21 protein-coding genes are annotated in these 18,230 nt (G+C 63.0%); 14 read left to right on the forward strand and 7 right to left on the reverse strand.

Going from position 1 to position 18,230, the window contains the following annotated elements; all coding sequences use genetic code 11:
• Nucleotides 1-10: 10 nt before the first annotated feature.
• The 5 genes from lepB to recO are packed head-to-tail and all read left to right on the forward strand — an operon-like array spanning nucleotide 11 to nucleotide 3,542.
• On the forward strand, nucleotides 11-838 hold the full coding sequence (gene lepB / locus H1S03_RS00395) for a signal peptidase I (protein WP_185802667.1): 828 nt from the start codon (nucleotides 11-13) through the stop codon (nucleotides 836-838).
• 26 nt (nucleotides 839-864) lie between these two features.
• Nucleotides 865-1,521 (forward strand): ribonuclease III, encoded by a 657-nt coding sequence (gene rnc / locus H1S03_RS00400; RefSeq protein ID WP_185803047.1) that lies wholly within the window; start codon nucleotides 865-867, stop codon nucleotides 1,519-1,521.
• Nucleotides 1,522-1,527: 6 nt separating this feature from the next.
• Nucleotides 1,528-2,448: a GTPase Era gene (era, locus tag H1S03_RS00405; RefSeq protein WP_185802668.1), complete on the forward strand. Its 921-nt coding sequence runs from the start codon at nucleotides 1,528-1,530 to the stop codon at nucleotides 2,446-2,448.
• Entirely contained in the window at nucleotides 2,438-2,773 is a 336-nt protein-coding gene (locus tag H1S03_RS00410; protein WP_185802669.1) for a DUF1491 family protein, read from the forward strand. Before era ends, H1S03_RS00410 begins: the two co-directional genes overlap by 11 nt.
• Before the next feature lie 13 nt (nucleotides 2,774-2,786).
• Nucleotides 2,787-3,542, forward strand: coding sequence for a DNA repair protein RecO (gene recO / locus H1S03_RS00415; protein WP_185802670.1), 756 nt, complete (start codon nucleotides 2,787-2,789; stop codon nucleotides 3,540-3,542).
• On the opposite strand, the gene H1S03_RS00420 is transcribed toward recO, so the two are convergent.
• Nucleotides 3,514-3,990, reverse strand: coding sequence for a hypothetical protein (locus H1S03_RS00420; protein WP_185802671.1), 477 nt, complete (start codon nucleotides 3,988-3,990; stop codon nucleotides 3,514-3,516). The two genes, recO and H1S03_RS00420, sit on opposite strands and share 29 nt — an antisense overlap.
• 75 nt (nucleotides 3,991-4,065) lie before the next feature.
• Complete coding sequence (locus H1S03_RS00425; protein WP_249777755.1) at nucleotides 4,066-5,697, reverse strand: acyl-CoA dehydrogenase family protein; 1,632 nt, start codon at nucleotides 5,695-5,697, stop codon at nucleotides 4,066-4,068.
• Between the two features lie 170 nt (nucleotides 5,698-5,867).
• Between H1S03_RS00425 and H1S03_RS00430 the strand changes: the two genes are divergently transcribed.
• Nucleotides 5,868-6,647, forward strand: a complete 780-nt coding sequence (locus H1S03_RS00430; RefSeq protein ID WP_185802672.1) for a sulfite exporter TauE/SafE family protein — start codon at nucleotides 5,868-5,870, stop codon at nucleotides 6,645-6,647.
• Here the strand turns inward: H1S03_RS00430 and H1S03_RS00435 are convergent.
• The gene (locus H1S03_RS00435) at nucleotides 6,644-8,119 is read right to left on the reverse strand and encodes a gamma-glutamyltransferase (protein ID WP_185802673.1); all 1,476 of its coding nucleotides are present in this window, start codon (nucleotides 8,117-8,119) and stop codon (nucleotides 6,644-6,646) included. The genes H1S03_RS00430 and H1S03_RS00435 overlap by 4 nt on opposite strands.
• Before the next feature lie 54 nt (nucleotides 8,120-8,173).
• Here H1S03_RS00435 and H1S03_RS00440 point away from each other — a divergent pair, with 54 nt between their 5' ends.
• Nucleotides 8,174-8,551, forward strand: a complete 378-nt coding sequence (locus tag H1S03_RS00440; protein WP_185802674.1) for a VOC family protein — start codon at nucleotides 8,174-8,176, stop codon at nucleotides 8,549-8,551.
• Nucleotides 8,552-8,627: 76 nt separating this feature from the next.
• Here H1S03_RS00440 and H1S03_RS00445 read toward each other — a convergent pair whose 3' ends face one another.
• Nucleotides 8,628-10,232 carry a phosphoenolpyruvate carboxykinase gene (locus H1S03_RS00445; protein ID WP_185802675.1) on the reverse strand — a complete coding sequence of 535 codons (1,605 nt, stop codon included), beginning with the start codon at nucleotides 10,230-10,232 and terminating at the stop codon, nucleotides 8,628-8,630.
• 296 nt (nucleotides 10,233-10,528) lie between these two features.
• Between H1S03_RS00445 and H1S03_RS00450 the strand changes: the two genes are divergently transcribed.
• The 6 genes from H1S03_RS00450 to H1S03_RS00475 are packed head-to-tail and all read left to right on the forward strand — an operon-like array spanning nucleotide 10,529 to nucleotide 14,927.
• A complete protein-coding gene (locus tag H1S03_RS00450; protein ID WP_185802676.1) occupies nucleotides 10,529-11,221 on the forward strand; it encodes a response regulator transcription factor in 693 nt (230 codons plus the stop codon).
• 1 nt (nucleotide 11,222) lies between these two features.
• On the forward strand, nucleotides 11,223-12,902 hold the full coding sequence (locus H1S03_RS00455; RefSeq protein ID WP_185802677.1) for a stimulus-sensing domain-containing protein: 1,680 nt from the start codon (nucleotides 11,223-11,225) through the stop codon (nucleotides 12,900-12,902).
• A gap of 2 nt (nucleotides 12,903-12,904) precedes the next feature.
• Complete coding sequence (locus tag H1S03_RS00460; RefSeq protein WP_347339190.1) at nucleotides 12,905-13,351, forward strand: HPr kinase/phosphorylase; 447 nt, start codon at nucleotides 12,905-12,907, stop codon at nucleotides 13,349-13,351.
• On the forward strand, nucleotides 13,329-14,237 hold the full coding sequence (gene rapZ, locus H1S03_RS00465) for an RNase adapter RapZ (protein WP_185802678.1): 909 nt from the start codon (nucleotides 13,329-13,331) through the stop codon (nucleotides 14,235-14,237). Before H1S03_RS00460 ends, rapZ begins: the two co-directional genes overlap by 23 nt.
• An 8-nt stretch (nucleotides 14,238-14,245) precedes the next feature.
• Nucleotides 14,246-14,656 (forward strand): PTS sugar transporter subunit IIA, encoded by a 411-nt coding sequence (locus tag H1S03_RS00470; RefSeq protein WP_166194263.1) that lies wholly within the window; start codon nucleotides 14,246-14,248, stop codon nucleotides 14,654-14,656.
• Nucleotides 14,657-14,660: 4 nt separating this feature from the next.
• On the forward strand, nucleotides 14,661-14,927 hold the full coding sequence (locus tag H1S03_RS00475; RefSeq protein WP_185802679.1) for an HPr family phosphocarrier protein: 267 nt from the start codon (nucleotides 14,661-14,663) through the stop codon (nucleotides 14,925-14,927).
• A gap of 48 nt (nucleotides 14,928-14,975) precedes the next feature.
• Here H1S03_RS00475 and H1S03_RS00480 read toward each other — a convergent pair whose 3' ends face one another.
• From H1S03_RS00480 to H1S03_RS00490, 3 genes are all read right to left on the reverse strand, one after another.
• Entirely contained in the window at nucleotides 14,976-15,533 is a 558-nt protein-coding gene (locus tag H1S03_RS00480; protein WP_185802680.1) for a cytochrome b, read from the reverse strand.
• A gap of 84 nt (nucleotides 15,534-15,617) precedes the next feature.
• The gene (locus H1S03_RS00485) at nucleotides 15,618-16,187 is read right to left on the reverse strand and encodes a YceI family protein (RefSeq protein ID WP_185802681.1); all 570 of its coding nucleotides are present in this window, start codon (nucleotides 16,185-16,187) and stop codon (nucleotides 15,618-15,620) included.
• 157 nt (nucleotides 16,188-16,344) lie between these two features.
• Entirely contained in the window at nucleotides 16,345-17,220 is an 876-nt protein-coding gene (locus H1S03_RS00490) for a 3-hydroxybutyryl-CoA dehydrogenase (protein ID WP_185802682.1), read from the reverse strand.
• A 122-nt stretch (nucleotides 17,221-17,342) separates the two neighbouring features.
• On the opposite strand from H1S03_RS00490, the gene H1S03_RS00495 reads away from it, so the two are divergent.
• Entirely contained in the window at nucleotides 17,343-18,185 is an 843-nt protein-coding gene (locus tag H1S03_RS00495; RefSeq protein ID WP_185802683.1) for a DUF6473 family protein, read from the forward strand.
• Nucleotides 18,186-18,230: the final 45 nt, after the last annotated feature.

Consider the following 18,230-nt stretch of genomic DNA (forward strand, 5'->3'; position numbering starts at 1 on the left):
ATAGCGTTTCATGGCCAGCAAGAAATCCGAGGGCGGCGTGCTCGACACGCTCAAGACCGTCGTCTACGCCCTGCTTCTGGCCGGATTGATCCGCACACTGTTCTTTCAGCCGTTCTATATCCCCTCGGGTTCGATGAAGCCGACGCTTCTGGTCGGCGATTTTCTGTTCGTGAACAAGTTCGCCTACGGCTATTCCGCAGAATCCTGCCCGCTGGGCCTGTGCCCCTTTGACGGGCGCATCTGGTTCACCGAGCCGAAGCGCGGCGACATCGTCGTGTTCGCGCATCCGGCGAACGGCACGGACTACATCAAACGCCTGATCGGCCTGCCCGGCGATACGATCCAGATGCAGGGCGGCCGTCTGATCATCAACGGTGAGATGCTGCCCCTCGCCCCGGCGGAGACGTTCGAGGAAATCTACGAGGATCAGCAGGCCACCCGACCGCAATGCGCCAATGGAACCGTTTCGCTGGGCGCGATCTGCCAGAAGGAACAATTCGTCGAGACCCTGCCCAACGGGGTGGAGCATATGGTGCTCAACATCGCGGACCGTTCGTCTGACAATACGCCGGTCTATACCGTGCCGGATGAGCATTACTTCTTCATGGGCGACAACCGCGACAATTCCATCGACAGCCGCTTTTTCAACCGGATGCAGATCTCAGAGTTCCGCACCTCGCTGAGCGGACCGCCCGCGTTCAACGGCGGTGGCGTCGGCTTCGTGCATCGCGATCTGCTGATCGGCAAGGCGAACCTGGTGGTTCTGTCCGCCGCCGGCACCTCGCTGTTCAAGCCGTGGAACTGGCGTCTCGACAGGTTCTTCGAGTGGGTGGAGTGAGCGCGAAGGAAGCACGCGCCGCCCTGATGCGGGCGCTGGGCCATCAGTTCACGGATATGGCCCTGTTGGAGCGTGCGCTGACGCATTCTTCCATCGCGAACCGGGCGCGCCCGGACAACCAACGACTGGAATTTCTGGGCGACCGGGTTCTGGGACTGGTCATCGCGGAGGCATTGCTGAAGGAAGACAAATCCGCCGCCGAGGGGCAGATCGCCCCGCGTTTCAACGCCCTGGTGCGCAAGGAAGCCTGCGCCGCGATCGCCTCGCATATCGGCATAGGCGACGCGCTGATCCTGGGTCGGTCCGAGGCCCAGACCGGAGGCCGGCGCAAGACCGCCCTGCTGGGTGACGCGATGGAGGCCGTGATCGCCGCCGTCTATCGTGACGCCGGAATGGACAAGGCCCGGGAGGTCATCCTGCGCCTGTGGGCAGACCGCATCGCCGAGGCCGAGGAAGACGCCCGCGACGCGAAGACCCGGCTTCAGGAACTGGCGCAGGCGCGTGGTGAGGCGTTGCCCGTCTACAAGATCGTCAACCGGCGTGGGCCGGATCACAAGCCGGTCTTCACGGTCGAGGTGACGCTCGAATCCGGTGGGACCGCATCGGCGGAGGCGAGCAGCAAACGCGACGCCGAACAGCAGGCCGCCCGCCGCCTGCTTCAGGAGATTTCGCCCGATGAGTGAGCAAACATGAGTGAGCAAAAACAGACCCGCGCAGGCTTTGTTGCCCTGATAGGGGAGCCGAATGCAGGCAAGTCCACGCTGACCAACGCGATGGTCGGGGCCAAGGTCTCGATCGTGACGCACAAGGTACAGACCACCCGCGCGCGCATTCGCGGCGTCGCGATGCAGGGCGACAGCCAGCTGGTGCTGGTGGACACGCCCGGCCTGTTCCGCCCGCGCCGCAATCTGGACCGCGCGATGGTCAAGGCGGCGTGGTCCGGTGCGGCGGACGCGGACATCGTCGTGCTGCTGATCGAGGCGCACCGTGGAAAAACCGACGGCGTCGATGCGATCCTTGCCGCACTGAAGGAACGCAACGTCGAGGGGCAGAAGGTCGCGCTGGCCATCAACAAGATCGACCGCATTCCCCGCGACCGGCTGCTGGCCCTGACGGCGGAAATGTCGAAGGAGTTCGACTTCGCCCAGATCTTCATGGTCTCGGCGGAGAAGGGCTACGGCGTGGATGACCTCAAGGTCTGGCTGGCGGGCCGCGTGCCTGAGGGGCCGTGGATGTATCCCGAGGATCAGATCGCGGACCTGCCGCTGCGCATGATCGCGGCGGAGATCACCCGCGAAAAACTGACCCTGCGCCTGCACCAGGAACTGCCCTACCAATTGACGGTGGAGACGGAAAGCTGGGAGGAGCGCAAGGACGGGTCCGTGCGGATCGACCAGCTCATCTACGTCATGCGCGACGGTCACAAGGGCATCGCCCTGGGCCCGAAGGGTGAGACGATCAAGGCGGTCAGCATGGCCGCGCGTGAGGAATTGACGGAATTTCTGGGCCGCAAGGTGCATCTGTTCCTGCAAATCAAGGTCCGGCCGAACTGGCTGGATGAGGCCGAGCGTTTCACCGAAATGGGGCTCGACATCAAAGATGGCGGCTGAGCCGCGCCTCACCTCCGATTTCTGGGTCCACGCCTATCTGGCGCGGCTGCGTCTGAACGACATCCCGGTATTCGTGACAGCAAAGGGCGATCCCACCGCCGGTGCCGTGATCGTGAAGCTGAACACGCTGGACGGGGCCGCGCAGGCGTTCCACCGCTCCTACGACACGGATTACCGGCGGGTGTGGACGGAACTGGTCGCCGGTGACGATGCGGTGGTGGAGGCGGAACTGGCGCGCCAGCGCGCCGCCGATCCCGATCTGTGGATCGTGGAGGTTGAGGACCGCGCCGGGCGTCACCTGCTGGATCAGGAGGGCCTGCGGTGAGGCCCCGTGCCGCATGATCGAATGGCGCGAACAGGGCATCCTGCTGTCTGTGCGCCGGCACGGTGAGGCGAACGCCATAATCGAGGTTTTGACCCGTGACCACGGCCTGCACGCGGGCGTCGTGCGCGGCGGGGCATCACGCAGGCAGGCGCCCCTGTTGCAGATCGGGGCGCAACTGGACCTGACATGGCGCGCGCGGATCGAGGATCATATCGGATCGTTCGTGGCCGAGCCCGTGCGGTCGCGCGCGGTTCCGATCATGGCGGACCGGGCGGCGCTGGCGACCTTGCAATCCGTGGCGGGTCTGCTGACCTCCTGCCTGCCCGAGCGTCAGCCGATCGAGGAACTGCATGACAGGACGCTTGATCTGCTGGACGCGCTGGCGCGGCAGCCGGACTGGCCGCAGCTTTACGCGCAATGGGAGTTGTCGCTTCTGGCGGATCTGGGATTTGGCCTTGACCTGAGCACCTGCGCGGTGACGGGGGGCACACAGCAGCTGCGCTTCGTATCTCCGAAATCGGGGCGGGCGGTGTCGCAGGCAGGTGCCGGTGACTGGGCGGATCGTCTGTTGCCGCTGCCGCTGTTCCTGCTGATGGGCGGCGATGCCTCGGCGGACGATACGCGCGATGCCCTGCGCATGACCGGGCATTTCCTGCGTCGCTGGCTGGCCCCGACGTTGAGCCGGACGACCGTGCTGGACGCACGCGATCAGGCGGAGCGTGCCATCGTGGCGCAGTTGGTCAGAGGGGCAGAAACTCCAGACGGATGACCCCCGCCGCATCGCGCACGACCAGCACGCCGTTTTCCACCACGGCGGAGCGGGCGTCGATCATCGCGATGGCGATTTCCTCCTGCAGGTTCGACCGCTCGCAATCGGGCAAACGGGGCACGATGATCGTCTCGACGACGAAAATCGGACCGGTGCCGAAATAATTCCCCCGGATAGCCTGACACGGCCCGGTGCCGTCGATCAGGCCGCCGGACAGGTCTACCTCCATCACCTGGCCCACCAGACGATCGTTGAGCACGGTGAGCGACCAATCTACGTCACCGATACGGGTGGGGATCACATCGGGTGTGACGTCCGGGGTCTCCAACGCCGCGATCTCCGCCCCGCGGGAGGGGGCAGGGCGTGGCGCAGGTGGCGTGACGACCTCACGCGGGGTGGTGTCACAGGCGGCGAGGGCGAGCAGCAGCAGGGGCACGAGGCGCAGCATGGGCGGGGTATCCGTTGATTGGGTTCGCATAGAGCTACCCCGCACACCCCGCCGGGGCAAGTCGCCGCTTGCACATCACGCCTGCCGCGTGTCCAGCAGGCGGCGCGCGATGACATGCGCCTGAATTTCCGCCGCTCCCTCGAAGATGTTGAGGATACGCGCATCGCACAGCACGCGGCTGATGGGATATTCCATCGCAAAGCCGTTGCCGCCGTGGATTTGCACGCCGTTATCCGCAGCAGCCCACGCGACGCGGGCACCCAGCAGCTTGGCCATGCCGGCCTCCAGATCGCAGCGCCGCTCCGCGTCCTTTTCCCGGGCGGAAAAATAGGTGAGCTGACGGGCGATCATGATCTCGACCGCCATCATCGCCAGCTTGGCATAGACACGTGGCTTATCGATCAGCGGTTTGCCGAAGGCGGTGCGGTCCAGCGCATATTGCAGGCTGAGTTCCATCGCGGATTGCGCGACGCCGATCGCCCGCGCCGCAGTCTGGATCCGCGCACTTTCGAAGGTGCGCATCAACTGGCGGAAACCCTGGCCTTCCTTGCCACCCAGCAGGGCAGTGCCCGCGACGCGGTGATCGTCCAGCGCGAGGGTATATTCCTTCATTCCGCGATAGCCCAGCACCTCGATTTCGCCCCCATCAATCGTTGCGTCGGGAAATGGATCGCTATCCGTGCCACGTGTCTTGGGAGCGAGGAACATCGACAGGCCGGAATAATCGTTCGTATCGGGCACCGTCCGGGCGAGCACGGTCATCAGATCGGTGCGGCCGGCATGGGTGATCCAGGTCTTGTTGCCGCGCAGGATCCAGTCATCACCGTCCTTGATCCCCCGCGTCTTGAGCGCGCCCAGATCGGAGCCGGTATTGGGCTCGGTGAACACGGCTGTCGGCAGGGTTTCACCGCTGGCGAGGCGGGGCAGCCATTCCGCCTTTTGCGCATCGGTGCCGCCGCCCAGGATCAGCTCCGCCGCGATCTCCGAGCGGGTGCCCAGCGAGCCGACGCCGATATAGCCGCGCGAAAGCTCCTCGGACACGACACACATCGCCGTCTTGCCCAGCCCGAAACCGCCATGCTCCTCGGGAATGGTCAGGCCGAAGACGCCCAGTTCGGACATCTCCTCGATCACACTCATCGGGATCAGTTCATCGTTCAGATGCCATTGATGCGCGTAGGGCAGGACCTTCTCATCCGCGAAGCGTCGGAATTGCTCGCGGATCATCTCGAATTCTTCGTCCAAAGCCGTCGCACCGAAGCTGGCGATGCCCTGCCGTTCGACCATCAGCGTGGCGAGGCGCTGGCGCGCCGCATCGGTGTTGCCGGACATCAGGGCGGTCAGGGGTTCGGGCAGGTGCAATCCCAGTTCGGAAAGGCGGAATATCTCGCCCTGGCTCATCGCGATGCCGCTGCCCAGTTGCGACAGGTATTCGCCCAGGCCGATGGTCAGGATCAGCTCCTCCATCTCACCAAACGCGCCCTGCGCGTCCAGGCGGGATGCCCAATCGATGAGCTGAACCAGAGCTTCGCAATAGGTGGACACCCACGCGACGCCGTGGGCATCGTATTGCACCGAATCGACGCTGGCTGTTTCCGTGAGTTTCCCCAGCGCGTCCACGGCATCGGCACGAAGGGCCTGAAGGGGGGCGACAGCAGCCTGTGCTTTGGGGATAATGCGATCCTTGGTCATCGGCGTGTCTTTCATGAGTCGGGCCTCTTGATGGTGCGGCGCACAATTATTTTGCGATTGCGCGGACATTATGAGGCGGCGCGCGCAGGGTCAAGATCGCCTCGCAACAATCGTGCGCCGTGCGGCGGTAAGGCGCACTCTTATTAGCATTGCGTTTTGCGTGCTGGAAATGCCAACTCCGCCGCATGATTTTCTTCACACCGGTTTTCACCAGCATCGACCTTGATTTGATTCTGATCGCAATGTCGATCATGTTCTTCGCAGGATTTGTGAAGGGCGCGGTCGGTTTTGCGCTGCCCATGCTGGCGGTCAGCGGCATCGGCTCGATGCTGCCGGCCCCTGTGGCCGTCGCGGCGGTCATGCTGCCGGCGATGCTGACCAATGTCTGGCAGGCGTTCCGCGACGGGCCCCGCGCGGCGTGGCGCAGCTTCTGGGCGTTCCGGCTCTACGTTCTGCTGATCATCTGTGTTATGGGGCTGGTCGCGCCGCTGGTCAGCATCCTGTCGACGGAGGTGCTGTTTGTCATCCTTGGCGTCGGTGTCACGTTCTTCGCGATCGTGCAACTGGCGGGATGGCGGCCCGGCCCCGTGATCGGGGCGAGCCGGATCGCGGCGGTGATCTCCGGCGTTCTGGCAGGTATATTCGGCGGTCTCGCGGCGGTAACAGGGCCGCCGGTCGTGTTGTATCTGCTGGCGCGTGAAGTCCCCAAGGTCGAGATGGTGCGCGTGCAGGGCGTGATCTTCCTGCTGGGGCTGCTGGTCGTGATCTCGGTCCACGGTTCGACCGGCGTGTTGAACGCGACGACATTGCCCTTGTCCGTAATGTTGATCGCACCTGCATTCGGCGGCATGGCGGTGGGCCTGTTGGTGCAGGACCGGCTGGAGCAGGAAACCTTCCGCAAGGTGACCCTGCTGGTCCTGATCGTGGCGGGATTGAACCTTCTGCGGCGCGGCCTGCTGGGCTAAGTCAATGCCACACCGTCGCGCCGGGGATCCGCGACAGCCGTGACGCCACCCCGGGTGCTGCGTACCGCATGGACGCCGCCGAAATACATTGAGCGTTCGGGCCAGATCGTCACGTCCGCAGGCAGAACGCGCAAGGCGTCGGTCCAGCACTCGTTTCCCGGCTCCGCCATCACGGCGCCATTCGCGATATCCAGGTGCAGCCGAGGGGCCATCACCGCGTCCTCCAGCGGTTGACCCGCGATCAGGTGCAAAGCCGTTTGGCTGAGCGCAGTGCGGATGCGGCTGGACCCGCCCGACCCCATCATCGTGACCGAACCGTCCGGCGCGCGCAGGCACATCGGGCACATGGCGGAGGCAAGACGGACATCCGGCGCCCAGCTTTCCGGCCCGCCCGGCAGCAGGTCCTCCTCACCCAGCATGTTGTTGGGCATGATGCCGGTGCCGGGCACGATGACACCCGCACCCGTGCCATTCGACAGCGTCAGCGCCGCGCCCATTCCGCCCCGATCGGTGACGGAAATATGCGTGGTGCCGCGTTGGCGGGCTGCATGACCGGCCAGCGTGCGCCGCAACTGGGCCACCAGCGCCGGATCGAAGGTCAGTGGATCGGACGACTGCGCGCGCAGATCCAGCAATTCCGTTTGCGCCCTGAACAGCAGCGCGGGGGTCACCCCCTGCGGCATAGCATCGAGCATAAGCGCGATTTGCGTTCCCCCGATGGAGGGGGAGGGCGTCAGCGCCATGTCCCAGCCGTGTCGCGACATGTGCAGCGCTTCCCGCCATCTGGGCGCATAGCGGCGCAGATCCTCGCCGGTCAGTGCGATACCGTCCAACGACAAAAGCGCCTGCGCGACCTCACCTTCGGTGAACAGGCGCGCGCCTTCGATTGCCAGAACCTCCAGCGCGTCGGCCAGATCGGGCGTGCGCAGATGATCGCCGGCCTGCAGGGGCCGCTCCGCCATGCCGAAGCGTTGCGCGGTGGCTGGAATGTGGCTGAGGATCGGGCGGGTGATGCGCGCGACCTCCGCCTGAAAGGTCGTGACGACATGGCCCGCGCGGGCGGCGGTGACGGCCGGTTGGGCAAGGTCGGTCATCGACATCCGGCCCGCGCGGGCATGCGCCTCGAACAGCATCGGTATCAGGCCGGGCGTCGCGATCGTGCCCGGACCGATGTGGAATATCTGACGGGTATCCCCGAAATCAGCCTCGATGCTGTGAACCTCCACCGGGATGCGCCGACGGGGTGTCTGGACGAAGCCATCAAGCACCCGCGCTGACCCTTGCGCCGGGCACAGCATCATGAAGCCGCCGCCCATCGGACCTGCCAGCACAGGCTCCACCACGCAGGCCATCAGGGCGGCGGCGATGCACGCATCCACGGCGCTGCCGCCCGCGCACAGCACATCATGGGCGGCCTGTGTGGTCAGCGGGTGGCCGCAGGCGGCGGCGACAGGGTGGCGATCAGCTTTCATAATTCAGCGGATGCCAGTAGCGTAGGGTCCGGTCAAGCTTTGTCGGAGAACGCCATGCCGCTCGCCCTGTCCATAGATCATGTCGTGCTGACCGTGCGCGATATCGACGACGCCGTGGCATTCTACACCCGCGTTCTGGGGGTGCAGGCCGTGACCTTCGCGCAGGGGCGGCGGGCGCTGCAAATCGGGGATCAGAAGATCAATTTGCAGGTTCTGGGGCAGGAGCAACGCAACAATGCCGCCATTGGCAGCGGCGATCTGTGCCTGGTGCGTGAGACCGGCGATGCCGACGTGCTGGCGCATCTGGCGACGCAGGGTGTGGAGGTGGTGGAAGGTCCGGTGACCAAATCGGGGGCGCGTGGGCCTATCGTCTCGATCTATTTCAACGATCCGGATGGCAATCTGATCGAACTGGCGCGCTATGATGAATAGCGCCTCCGGCGGGGATATTTGAGGACAGAAGAATACGGGCGCACCGGTCAGGATGCGCCCGTCATGTTCAGGATGCTCAGGCGGCGGTGACGGCGATCTGCATCACCTCATCGTCCACATGGGCCTCGTACTGGGCGAAGTTCTGCGCGAACATCTCCGCCAGTTTGCGGGCCTGCGCATCATAGGCCGACTTGTCGTCCCAGGTGCGGCGCGGGTCCAGCAGCAGGTCGGACACGCCTGCGACCGCGACCGGCACTTCGAAGCCGAAATTCTCGTCGCGGCGGTATTGCGCATCGTCCAGTTTGCCGGTCAGTGCCGCCGTCAGCAAGGCGCGCGTGGCGCGGATCGGCATCCGCGATCCGATGCCATAGGCCCCGCCGGTCCAGCCGGTGTTTACCAGCCAGCAGGTCGCGCCATGTTCAGCGATCTTCTCCCGCAGCAGCGCGCCATAAACCTCGGGGCGTCGCGGCATGAACGGCGCGCCGAAGCAGGTGGAGAATGTGGGCGAAGGCTCGGTCACGCCCTTTTCGGTTCCGGCCACCTTGGAGGTAAAACCGCTGAGGAAGTGGTACATCGCCTGCGCCGGCGTCAGCCGTGCGATGGGGGGCAGCACGCCGAACGCATCGCAGGTCAGCATGACGATATTGCGCGGCATTCCGCCCCGCGCCGTGTCGGATGCGTTCGAGATGTAGTCCAGCGGATAGGCGCAGCGCATGTTCGGCGTCAGGCTGTCATCCTTGAAATCCAGCGCCTTCGTATGCGGATCGAAGACCATGTTCTCGATCACGGTGCCGAACATCTTGGTCGTGCCGTAGATTTCCGGCTCTGCCTCGGGGTTCAGGTCAATGGTCTTGGCGTAGCAGCCACCCTCGAAGTTGAAGACGCCGTTGTCCGACCAGCCATGTTCATCGTCACCGATCAGGATACGGCCCGGATCCGCGCTGAGCGTCGTCTTGCCCGTGCCTGACAGTCCGAAGAATACCGCGACATCGTCGGAATCCCCCTGTGCGTGGTTGGCCGAGCAGTGCATCGGCATCACGCCCTTCGCAGGCAACAGGTAGTTGAGCAGCGTGAACACGCTTTTCTTGTTTTCGCCCGCGTAGGAGGTGCCGCCGATCAGGATCGTCTTGGTCTCGAAGCTGAGCGCGATCACCGTTTCGGACCGGCATCCATGTCGCTCGGGGTCCGCCTTGAACGACGGGCAGTTGATGATCGTGAATTCGGGAACGAAGCTTTCCAGCTCCTCCATCTCCGGCCGGCGCAGCAGGTGGCGGATGAACAGGTTGTGCCAGGCAAGTTCCGTCACGACGCGCACGTTCAGGCGATGATCGGGATCCGCGCCGCCGTACAGGTCCTGCACGAACAGTTCGCCCCCCTCGACATGGGCGAGCATGTCGGCGCGAAGGCGTGCGAATGCGTCGGGCTGCATGGGGGGGTTGTTCTCCCACCAGATGCTGTCCTCGACCGAGGGTTCGGCCACGACGAACTTGTCCTTGGGCGACCGACCTGTGTGCTTGCCGGTGGAGACGAGGAACGTCCCCCCCTCACCCAGCGTGCCCTCGTCGCGTTTTACAGCGGCTTCGACCAGCGCCGGTTCGAGCAGATTGTAATGTACGGTGCCGACATTTTTGATGCCGTTCCGTTCGAGTGTTTGGTCCGGGTTGACCTTGCCAGTCTCCATTTCGGACTGTGCTCCTGCGGATATGAGGCGCGCGAATACCTTGGCGGCGCGCCCCGCGTCTCTATCTGCATGATACCGCCGGAGGGCCAGTCCGACAGTGCGCGAGCACCTGAATCATGCGATGACGCTTTTCCTTAACCGGCAACATTGCGCAATTCCAGCCCGCATTTTTTGTTACTTTATTCCGCAACCGCTTTGGATTGTCCTGCTTAACCTGAAATGAAGCAAATACGTGACACTGCGTTTGTGTTCGACGATAGTCCAGAAACGAGAGTCTCAGGCTTGGGGGCCACCACATGCACCGGATTACACTGGTTGACGACGATCAAAATATCCTGACTTCCGTCGCGATGGTTCTGGAGGGGGAGGGGTTCGAGGTAACGACCTTCTCGGATGGCGCCTCCGCTTTGCCAGCCTTGTCCCAAGGCGAGGCCGATCTGGCCGTGCTCGACATCAAGATGCCGCGCATGGACGGCATGGAATTGCTGCGGCGGTTGCGGCAGAAGAACGATATGCCCGTGATCTTCCTGACATCCAAGGATGAGGAGATCGACGAGGTTCTGGGTCTGCGCATGGGCGCGGACGACTACGTTCGCAAGCCATTTTCGCAGCGTTTGCTGCTGGAGCGTATCCGCGCCGTGCTGCGTCGTCGTGCCGCACGGTTGGAGCCGGAAAACGAGGCCGACACGATCATGCATCGCGGCAAGCTGACCATGGATTCGCTGCGCCACATCGTTAGCTGGGACGGCAACCCGGTGTCCCTCACCGTGACAGAGTTCCTGATTCTCGAAGCGCTGGCCCAGCGACCGGGCTTTGTGAAGAATCGCGATCAGTTGATGGACGCCGCCTACGACGATCAGGTCTACGTCGACGACCGCACCATCGACAGCCATATCAAGCGGGTGCGCAAGAAGTTCAAGCGCATCGACGATGGCTTCTCCTCGATCGAGACCTTGTACGGAATCGGGTATCGGTTCACCGAGGTCTAGCGTGCGGGATCGAAACAAGCGCAGGGGGCTGTCGCTGCCACGACTGGAGCGTGGAGGCGGTCTGACCATCGCCGCGTCGCAATCAGCTGACCGCGATCAGGACGATACGCCCGACGAGTTGTATTCCACATCGCCCATCGCGCGAAAGATCGTGTTCTTCAACCTGTTGGCGCAGGCGACACTGGTAATCGGGATATTGTTCCTCAGCCAGTTCGAGCGGTCGCTGGTGGAACAACGCGCGCAGGGCCTGGTTCGCGACGGATTGCTGATCGCCCGCACCATCCATCAATTCGGCGTTCAGGCCGACGGGACGGTCCTGAACATGGATGTCGCGGATGAGGTGGTCCGGTCGGTCGGCCCTGTCACTGGCTCGCGGGTCCGGCTGTACGGTATGGACGGTGATTTACTGTCCGACAGTCTGAGCGCGGCGGAACAGGCGCGGCCGCAGGTGGAGGAAGGCGAGGTCACATCCGCCGGGCAGGTCGCCGTTTATCTGTTCGATACGGTGATAGACCGTATCTCCGCACTGCTGCGGCGCAGGGAGGGGTCGGGCGCGACCCTGACGCGCGAAGTCCTCGATAATATGGTCGAGGACGCGTTGTCCGGGCAGGCCCGGCAGATCGTCAGCAGCGATGATGCCGGCGATTATATCCTGTCGGTGTCGCTGCCCGTGATCTCGCGGAACCAACCGGTGGGCGCTTTGGTGATGTCCACGCGCAGCGGCGATATCTCGCAACTGGTCTCCAACGAGCGGCGACAGATGATGACGATGTTCCTGCTGGCGCTGACGGTCTCGATTGCGCTGTCGGTTGTTCTCGCGAATTCGATCGCCCGCCCGCTGCGGGCCTTGGCGAATGCGGCGCAGCGGGCCAGCCGCTCGACCCGTGACATGGCGCCGGAGCGTATTCACTTCCCCGATCTGACGGGACGCCCGGATGAGATCGGGAACCTCAGCCGTGCGCTGATCCTGATGACGCAGGCGCTGTACGAACGGATCGAGGCAAACGAGGTTTTTGCCGCCGACGTCGCGCATGAGATCAAGAATCCCCTCACCTCGCTGCGATCCGCGGTGGAGACGATGGAATATGCCAAGACGGACGAGCAGCGCAAACGCCTGCTGGACGTGATCGCCAGTGACGTGCAGCGGCTGGACCGGCTGGTCACCGATATCTCCAACGCGTCGCGGCTGGACAGTGAACTGGTGCGTGAGGAGATGGAGCCCTTCGATCTGAACGCTCTGGTAACCGCGCTGGTCGAATACAATCAGGGTGAGGCGAGCAAGCGCGAGGTCGTCCTGAGCGCCGAAACACCGGAGCCAGCCGTTATCGTGCAGGGGCTGGAGGGGCGGCTGGCGCAGGTCGTGGTCAACCTGATTACCAACGCGGTCAGCTTCACACCGCCGGGGGGGCGCGTGACGGTACGGGTTTCGATCGCGGACGGGCAGGCCATCGTCACCGTGTCGGACACGGGGCCGGGCATTCCCGCCGACAATTTGACGGATGTCTTCAGCCGTTTCTATTCCGAACGGCCGGGGCAGACATTCGGCACCCATTCGGGCCTCGGCCTCGCGATCTCGAAACAGATCGTCGAGGCGCATAACGGGCATATCTTCGCCCGGAACCTGACCGATGCGGCAGGTGAAGTTACAGGGGCGCAATTTACCGTGGAACTGCCATTGTGACCGTGCACGGCACTGTTATAGCAGGGCCGCAACGGGCGGTCCTGATCGTCGGGGCCGCAGGGTCGGGCAAGAGCGCCCTCGCGCTGGACCTGATGGCGCGCGGGGCCAGGCTGGTGGCGGATGACAGGGTCAGGATCGAACCGCGCGACGGTCAACTGATCGCCTCCGCCCCCGATACGTTGCGTGGGTTGGTCGAGTTGCGTGGCATCGGCATCGGACGTGTGATACCGCGTCCATACGCGGCGCTATCGCTGGTGGTGGATCTGGACGCGACACCGGATGGGCGGCAGCCGGATCCGCTGACCTGGCATCATCGCGGCATTACATTGCGTCGGATCGCTGGCAGGTCGGTCTTGCAACTTTGCAGTGTGATCGAACTATGGCTACGTGACGAAATCGAATTGATCGACGAGGGCGGACGCGAACATGACAAAGGGGATTCACGATAGAACGCCGATGGTGCTCGTGACCGGCCCATCCGGTGCGGGGCGCACGACGGCGATCCGGGCGCTGGAGGATTTGCGTTTCGAAGTGATCGACAATCTGCCCCTGTCTCTGATCGAACAGGTCGCCACTGGTGAGGCCCGAGGGCCGCTGGCCATCGGTGTGGATGTCCGCACGCGGGGCTTTTCCGCCGGCAACCTGCTCGACATCGTGTCCTGGATGCAGGAGGAGCCGAGCGTCGCGGGCAAGCTGCTATATCTCGACTGCACGCAAGAGGTTCTGTCACGCCGGTTTTCCGAAACCCGCCGCCGCCATCCGCTCGACGATGAGGCCGCCGCCACCGCCGTCGCGCGTGAGGTGGACATGCTCAGCGGTCTAAAGGATCGCGCCGATATCGTCATCGACACCACCGACCTGTCGCCGCACGATCTGAAGGCGGAGATCGCCACGTGGTTCGGCCCCGAAGGGCGCACCGGCCTGTCCGTAAGCGTCCAGTCGTTTTCCTACAAACGTGGCATCCCGCGCGGTCTGGACATGGTGCTGGACTGCCGGTTCCTGCAAAATCCCCATTGGCAGCCCGAGCTGCGCGCCCTGACCGGACTGGATGAGGCAGTGGCCCGCTATGTTCAGTCCGACCCGCGCCACGATGCGTTCCACGATCAGGTCTGTGCCTTGCTCGACCTGCTGATTCCCGCCTATCGTGATGAGGGCAAGGCATATTTCAGTCTGGGATTCGGATGTACCGGGGGGCAACACCGCTCCGTCTATATGGCTGAGGCGATCGGGAAACGTCTTGCGCAGGCGGAAACACGCGTGTCTATTCGTCACAGGGAACTCGACCGGAAAACGGCATCCGAAGCAACGGTCGCCGCTTCGGGCAAAGAAGGGTGAAACCGGGTTTGATCGGTATCGTCATTGTGGCCCATGGTGGGCTCGCTCAGGAATATCTCGCTGCGCTTGAACATGTCGTCGGGCCGTTGAAGGGTGTGCGCGCCATTTCCGTCGGCCCGGATGACAAGCTGGAAACCCGACAGGATCAGATCGCGACCGCGTCGGATGAGGTCAATCAGGGGCAGGGCGTGATCCTGGTGACGGACCTGTTCGGCTCCACCCCCTCGAACCTCGCGATGAAGGCGTCCATGCGCCACGGGATGGATATGCTATACGGGGCCAACATGCCGATGCTGGTGCAACTGGCGAAGTCGCGGCACCTGCCACGGGCCGATGCGATCAACGCGGCGGTCGATGCGGGGCACCGTTATCTGGATGCCCGTCACGCGCCCGCCCCTTCCTCTGTCGTTGCCTGCTGAGCCTATGAAATTCACACTTGATATAACCAACCGCAAAGGGCTGCACGCCCGCGCCTCCGCCCGCTTCGTCGAATGTGTCGAGGCCCGCGACGCGACCGCTTCGGTCACACGCAACGGTGAAACTGTTTCCGGCGACTCAATCATGGGTCTGCTGATGCTGGAGGGCGCGCAGGGAACCCGGATCGAGGTGGTGACCCACGGCCCCGAATCCGCACTGCTGGCAGAGGATCTGAAGGCACTGGTCCTCAACAAGTTTGGTGAGCCTGACTAGGTTTTGGCAAGGCTACGCCCCGACGGGCCGGAACCTCCCAAACCGCTGTTAATCCAGCGCCGGCCTGTCCCGACCGAAGGTCATGCGTCGCAGGACATCGTCCCGAATGACGAAGCCGTGCAATATAGCGCCGCCGACATGCGCAAACAGCGTCACGCTCAGCACGATGCTCGACCAGAAATGAATGCCTCGCGCCAGCTTCTCGACCCATGAGACACCGGGAACCCAGGGGTCCGGCATCGCGAACCAGTCAAAAACCATGTTGTCGATATTCAGCAGATCCTGCAACGGCGCGGCAGCCGACATGGCCCAACCGCTCAACGGCATCAGGAACAGCATGACGTACAGGATCAGATGAGACGCCTTGGCCACGCGCGCCTGCAATCTGGGCGTATCGGCAGGCAGGCCGGGCCGCTTGCGCGAAAAGCTCATCCATACGACCCGGATCACGGCCAGAACGAAAACCACAAATCCCCAGCTCTTGTGAATTTGCGTCAGCGCGAACTGGTCCAGCGGATCGGGCACGAAGTTCGTCATGTAGACGCCCAGCCCCAGCATCCACAACACGATGCCAGCGGTAATCCAGTGTATCAGACGCGTGGGCATGCCCCAGCTTCGTTCGGAATTCAGAAACGGCATGATGTGTTCCAGATGTGGCCGGGGCGGGCCATTGCCGCCCCGGGCAGCATTCTACTGCTTGATCATTTCCAGATTGACCGTAACCGGAATGACGGCCGGGATCACCGGAGCGCCAAAGTCCATTCCGAATTCCGTGCGATCCACGCTGCCTGTCGCGGTGAAGCCCGCGACCTGCATTTCGGGATTGAACGGGAACGGGCCGATCTGGTTGAGCGTGGCGGCAAAGACCACTTCCCGCGTCTGCCCCAGCATCGTCAGATCGCCGGTGATGTCGGCGGTGTCCTCACCCGTTTGCGCAACGGAGGTGGACACGAAGGTGATTTCAGGAAATTCCTCAGCGTTCAGAAAATCCCCCTGCGTAAGATGCTCGTCACGGCTCTCCCACCCCGAATAGACGGAACTGGCGTCGATGGTGACGGAAATTTCCGTCGCTTCGATATCCTCGGGGTCGAACGAAACGACGGGGTCGATGTTCTGGAACCGTCCGTGCAGAACGGAGAAGCCCAGATGATCGACCTCGAACGTGACGGAGGTATGCGAGGGATCGGCCTGCCACTGGGCGAACGCCGCCAGCGGGGCCAGGGTCAGGGCAGTGGCAAGGGATACGCGGCGCAGGAACATTGGAAAATCCTCTCGTTTCCAGTTGAATTTTCCTACAATGGGCGCGACAGGCCATGCTTGTCACCTACGATTGCGACAAACAGATTGTATCTTTATCCAGAACAGTCACGGGCGCGTTACCACGTTGTTCCTGAAATCCGGCCAAATCTGCCCCGGTTCACCGTGTCGGAACCGGCATTTCGCCCCGATAATCGTAGAATCCGCGATCGGTCTTGCGTCCCAGCCAGCCCGCCTCGACATATTTCGTCAGCAAGGGGCAGGGGCGATATTTCGTGTCGGCCAGCCCGTCATGCAGGACGTTCATGATGGCCAGGCAGGTGTCCAGACCAATGAAATCGGCCAATTCCAGCGGCCCCATCGGATGGTTCGCGCCCAGCTTCAGCGAGGTGTCGATGCTCTGAACGGAGCCGACGCCCTCATATAGTGTATAGATCGCTTCGTTGATCATCGGCATCAGAATGCGATTGACGATGAAGGCGGGGAAATCCTCGGCGCTGGCGGAAGTCTTGCCCAGCTTTTCCACCACCGCTTCGAGCGACCTGTAGGTTGCATTGTCCGTGGCGATGCCGCGGATCAGTTCCACCAGTTGCATCACCGGAACCGGGTTCATGAAGTGGAAGCCCATGAATCGTTCCGGCCGGTCGGTCTGGGACGCAAGGCGCGTGATGGAAATCGAGGACGTGTTGGAGGTCAGTATCGTCTGTTCGCCCAGATGCGGCAGCAACTCGGCGAAAATGGCGTGCTTGACGGCTTCCTTCTCGGTCGCGGCCTCGATGACGAGGTCCAGCTTCGCCAGATCGGTCAGGGTGCCGGTCGTGGTGATTCGCGACATGGCCGCGTCCCGCTCGGCCTGTGTCATTTTCTCCCGCGTGACCTGCCGATCCAGGTTCGCGGCGATCTTGTCCACGGATGCGGTGAGCGCCTCTGGCGAGATATCCGTCATCGTCACGTCGAACCCGGCGAGGGCGAAGACATGGGCGATTCCGTTGCCCATTTGCCCGGCGCCCACGACGCCAACTGTTTTGATATCCATCGGCAAGCCCCTCACATGTTGCACCGCGACAATAGGCATTCCGAAGCATTGTCCGCAAGATGTTGAGGGTCCGTTAATATTTCTGCCTTACGCAAATCATTGGATTGTGGGGGGAGTGGATGATGAATTTTCAGTCGGTGCTGGCGACGGGTCTGAATTATCGGGAATATCGCTGGGGACGCTCGCGGCAGGTGTTTCGCGGGCCGAAACCCAACCTCAAGAAACCCTATATCGCCTGTATCGGCGGCTCGGAGACATATGGACGGTTCGCGCAGGAGCCTTGGCCAGTTCAGCTTGAGGATCATTTCGGCCATGTCTGTGCAAATTGGGGAACGCCGGGCGCCGGGGCCAGCTTCTTTCTCAAGGATCCTGTCCTGCTCGAAGCCTGCTCGAATGCCCGTGCCTGTGTGATCGCGGTCATGGGCGCGCATGTCGTGTCCAACCGGCTGTATTCCGTCTATACGCGGCGGAACCTGCGGTTGCGGACGGTCAGCCCCATGTTGCAGGCCTTGTATCCTGAGGTGGAGTTTTCGCAGTTCCGGTTCGTGCACAACATGCTGATCGCCCTGCACAAGGTCAGCAAGGACCGGTTCGCCGTCGTCGAATTGGAAATGCGACAGGCCTGGCTGGCACGGATGCGCGAACTGATGACGGATATCGAAACGCCGAAGATTCTGTTCTGGTTCTCCGATTCCTCTCCCGACGATGCAGATAGGATGCAGCCGTCCATTGCCCGTGAAATGGCACCGCCCTTTGTGGATCGTGCGATGATCGACGAATTGCGCCCCTATGCGGACATATATGTCGAATATGTCGCCTCGGCGGAGGCGGCGGACGGGCCCCGTATTCCGGGTTTGAAACCACCCCGCGTTGCGCGCCGTTGCCCCTCGCATGTCATGCATTACGAGGCAGCGCAGCTGCTGTCCGATCCATTGTCCCGATTGCTCGGTTTGTCCTTGATGTAAGTTGCTCAGTCGGGTTTACGGGCTACCTGTTTCGAACCTGACCCA

Source organism: Pontivivens nitratireducens (assembly GCF_014235845.1).
Taxonomy (GTDB): domain Bacteria; phylum Pseudomonadota; class Alphaproteobacteria; order Rhodobacterales; family Rhodobacteraceae; genus Pontivivens; species Pontivivens nitratireducens.

Excerpts from the sequence above, each read along its gene's own strand:
- lepB (WP_185802667.1), top strand. The coding sequence starts at position 11 with ATGGCCAGCAAGAAATCCGAGGGCGGCGTGCTCGACACGCTCAAGACC.
- rnc (WP_185803047.1), top strand. The coding sequence starts at position 865 with ATGCGGGCGCTGGGCCATCAGTTCACGGATATGGCCCTGTTGGAGCGT.
- era (WP_185802668.1), top strand. The coding sequence starts at position 1,528 with ATGAGTGAGCAAAAACAGACCCGCGCAGGCTTTGTTGCCCTGATAGGG.
- H1S03_RS00410 (WP_185802669.1), top strand. The coding sequence starts at position 2,438 with ATGGCGGCTGAGCCGCGCCTCACCTCCGATTTCTGGGTCCACGCCTAT.
- recO (WP_185802670.1), top strand. The coding sequence starts at position 2,787 with ATGATCGAATGGCGCGAACAGGGCATCCTGCTGTCTGTGCGCCGGCAC.
- H1S03_RS00420 (WP_185802671.1), bottom strand. The coding sequence starts at position 3,990 with ATGCTGCGCCTCGTGCCCCTGCTGCTGCTCGCCCTCGCCGCCTGTGAC.
- H1S03_RS00425 (WP_249777755.1), bottom strand. The coding sequence starts at position 5,697 with ATGAAAGACACGCCGATGACCAAGGATCGCATTATCCCCAAAGCACAG.
- H1S03_RS00430 (WP_185802672.1), top strand. The coding sequence starts at position 5,868 with ATGATTTTCTTCACACCGGTTTTCACCAGCATCGACCTTGATTTGATT.
- H1S03_RS00435 (WP_185802673.1), bottom strand. The coding sequence starts at position 8,119 with ATGAAAGCTGATCGCCACCCTGTCGCCGCCGCCTGCGGCCACCCGCTG.
- H1S03_RS00440 (WP_185802674.1), top strand. The coding sequence starts at position 8,174 with ATGCCGCTCGCCCTGTCCATAGATCATGTCGTGCTGACCGTGCGCGAT.
- H1S03_RS00445 (WP_185802675.1), bottom strand. The coding sequence starts at position 10,232 with ATGGAGACTGGCAAGGTCAACCCGGACCAAACACTCGAACGGAACGGC.
- H1S03_RS00450 (WP_185802676.1), top strand. The coding sequence starts at position 10,529 with ATGCACCGGATTACACTGGTTGACGACGATCAAAATATCCTGACTTCC.
- rapZ (WP_185802678.1), top strand. The coding sequence starts at position 13,329 with ATGACAAAGGGGATTCACGATAGAACGCCGATGGTGCTCGTGACCGGC.
- H1S03_RS00475 (WP_185802679.1), top strand. The coding sequence starts at position 14,661 with ATGAAATTCACACTTGATATAACCAACCGCAAAGGGCTGCACGCCCGC.
- H1S03_RS00480 (WP_185802680.1), bottom strand. The coding sequence starts at position 15,533 with ATGCCCACGCGTCTGATACACTGGATTACCGCTGGCATCGTGTTGTGG.
- H1S03_RS00485 (WP_185802681.1), bottom strand. The coding sequence starts at position 16,187 with ATGTTCCTGCGCCGCGTATCCCTTGCCACTGCCCTGACCCTGGCCCCG.
- H1S03_RS00490 (WP_185802682.1), bottom strand. The coding sequence starts at position 17,220 with ATGGATATCAAAACAGTTGGCGTCGTGGGCGCCGGGCAAATGGGCAAC.
- H1S03_RS00495 (WP_185802683.1), top strand. The coding sequence starts at position 17,343 with ATGAATTTTCAGTCGGTGCTGGCGACGGGTCTGAATTATCGGGAATAT.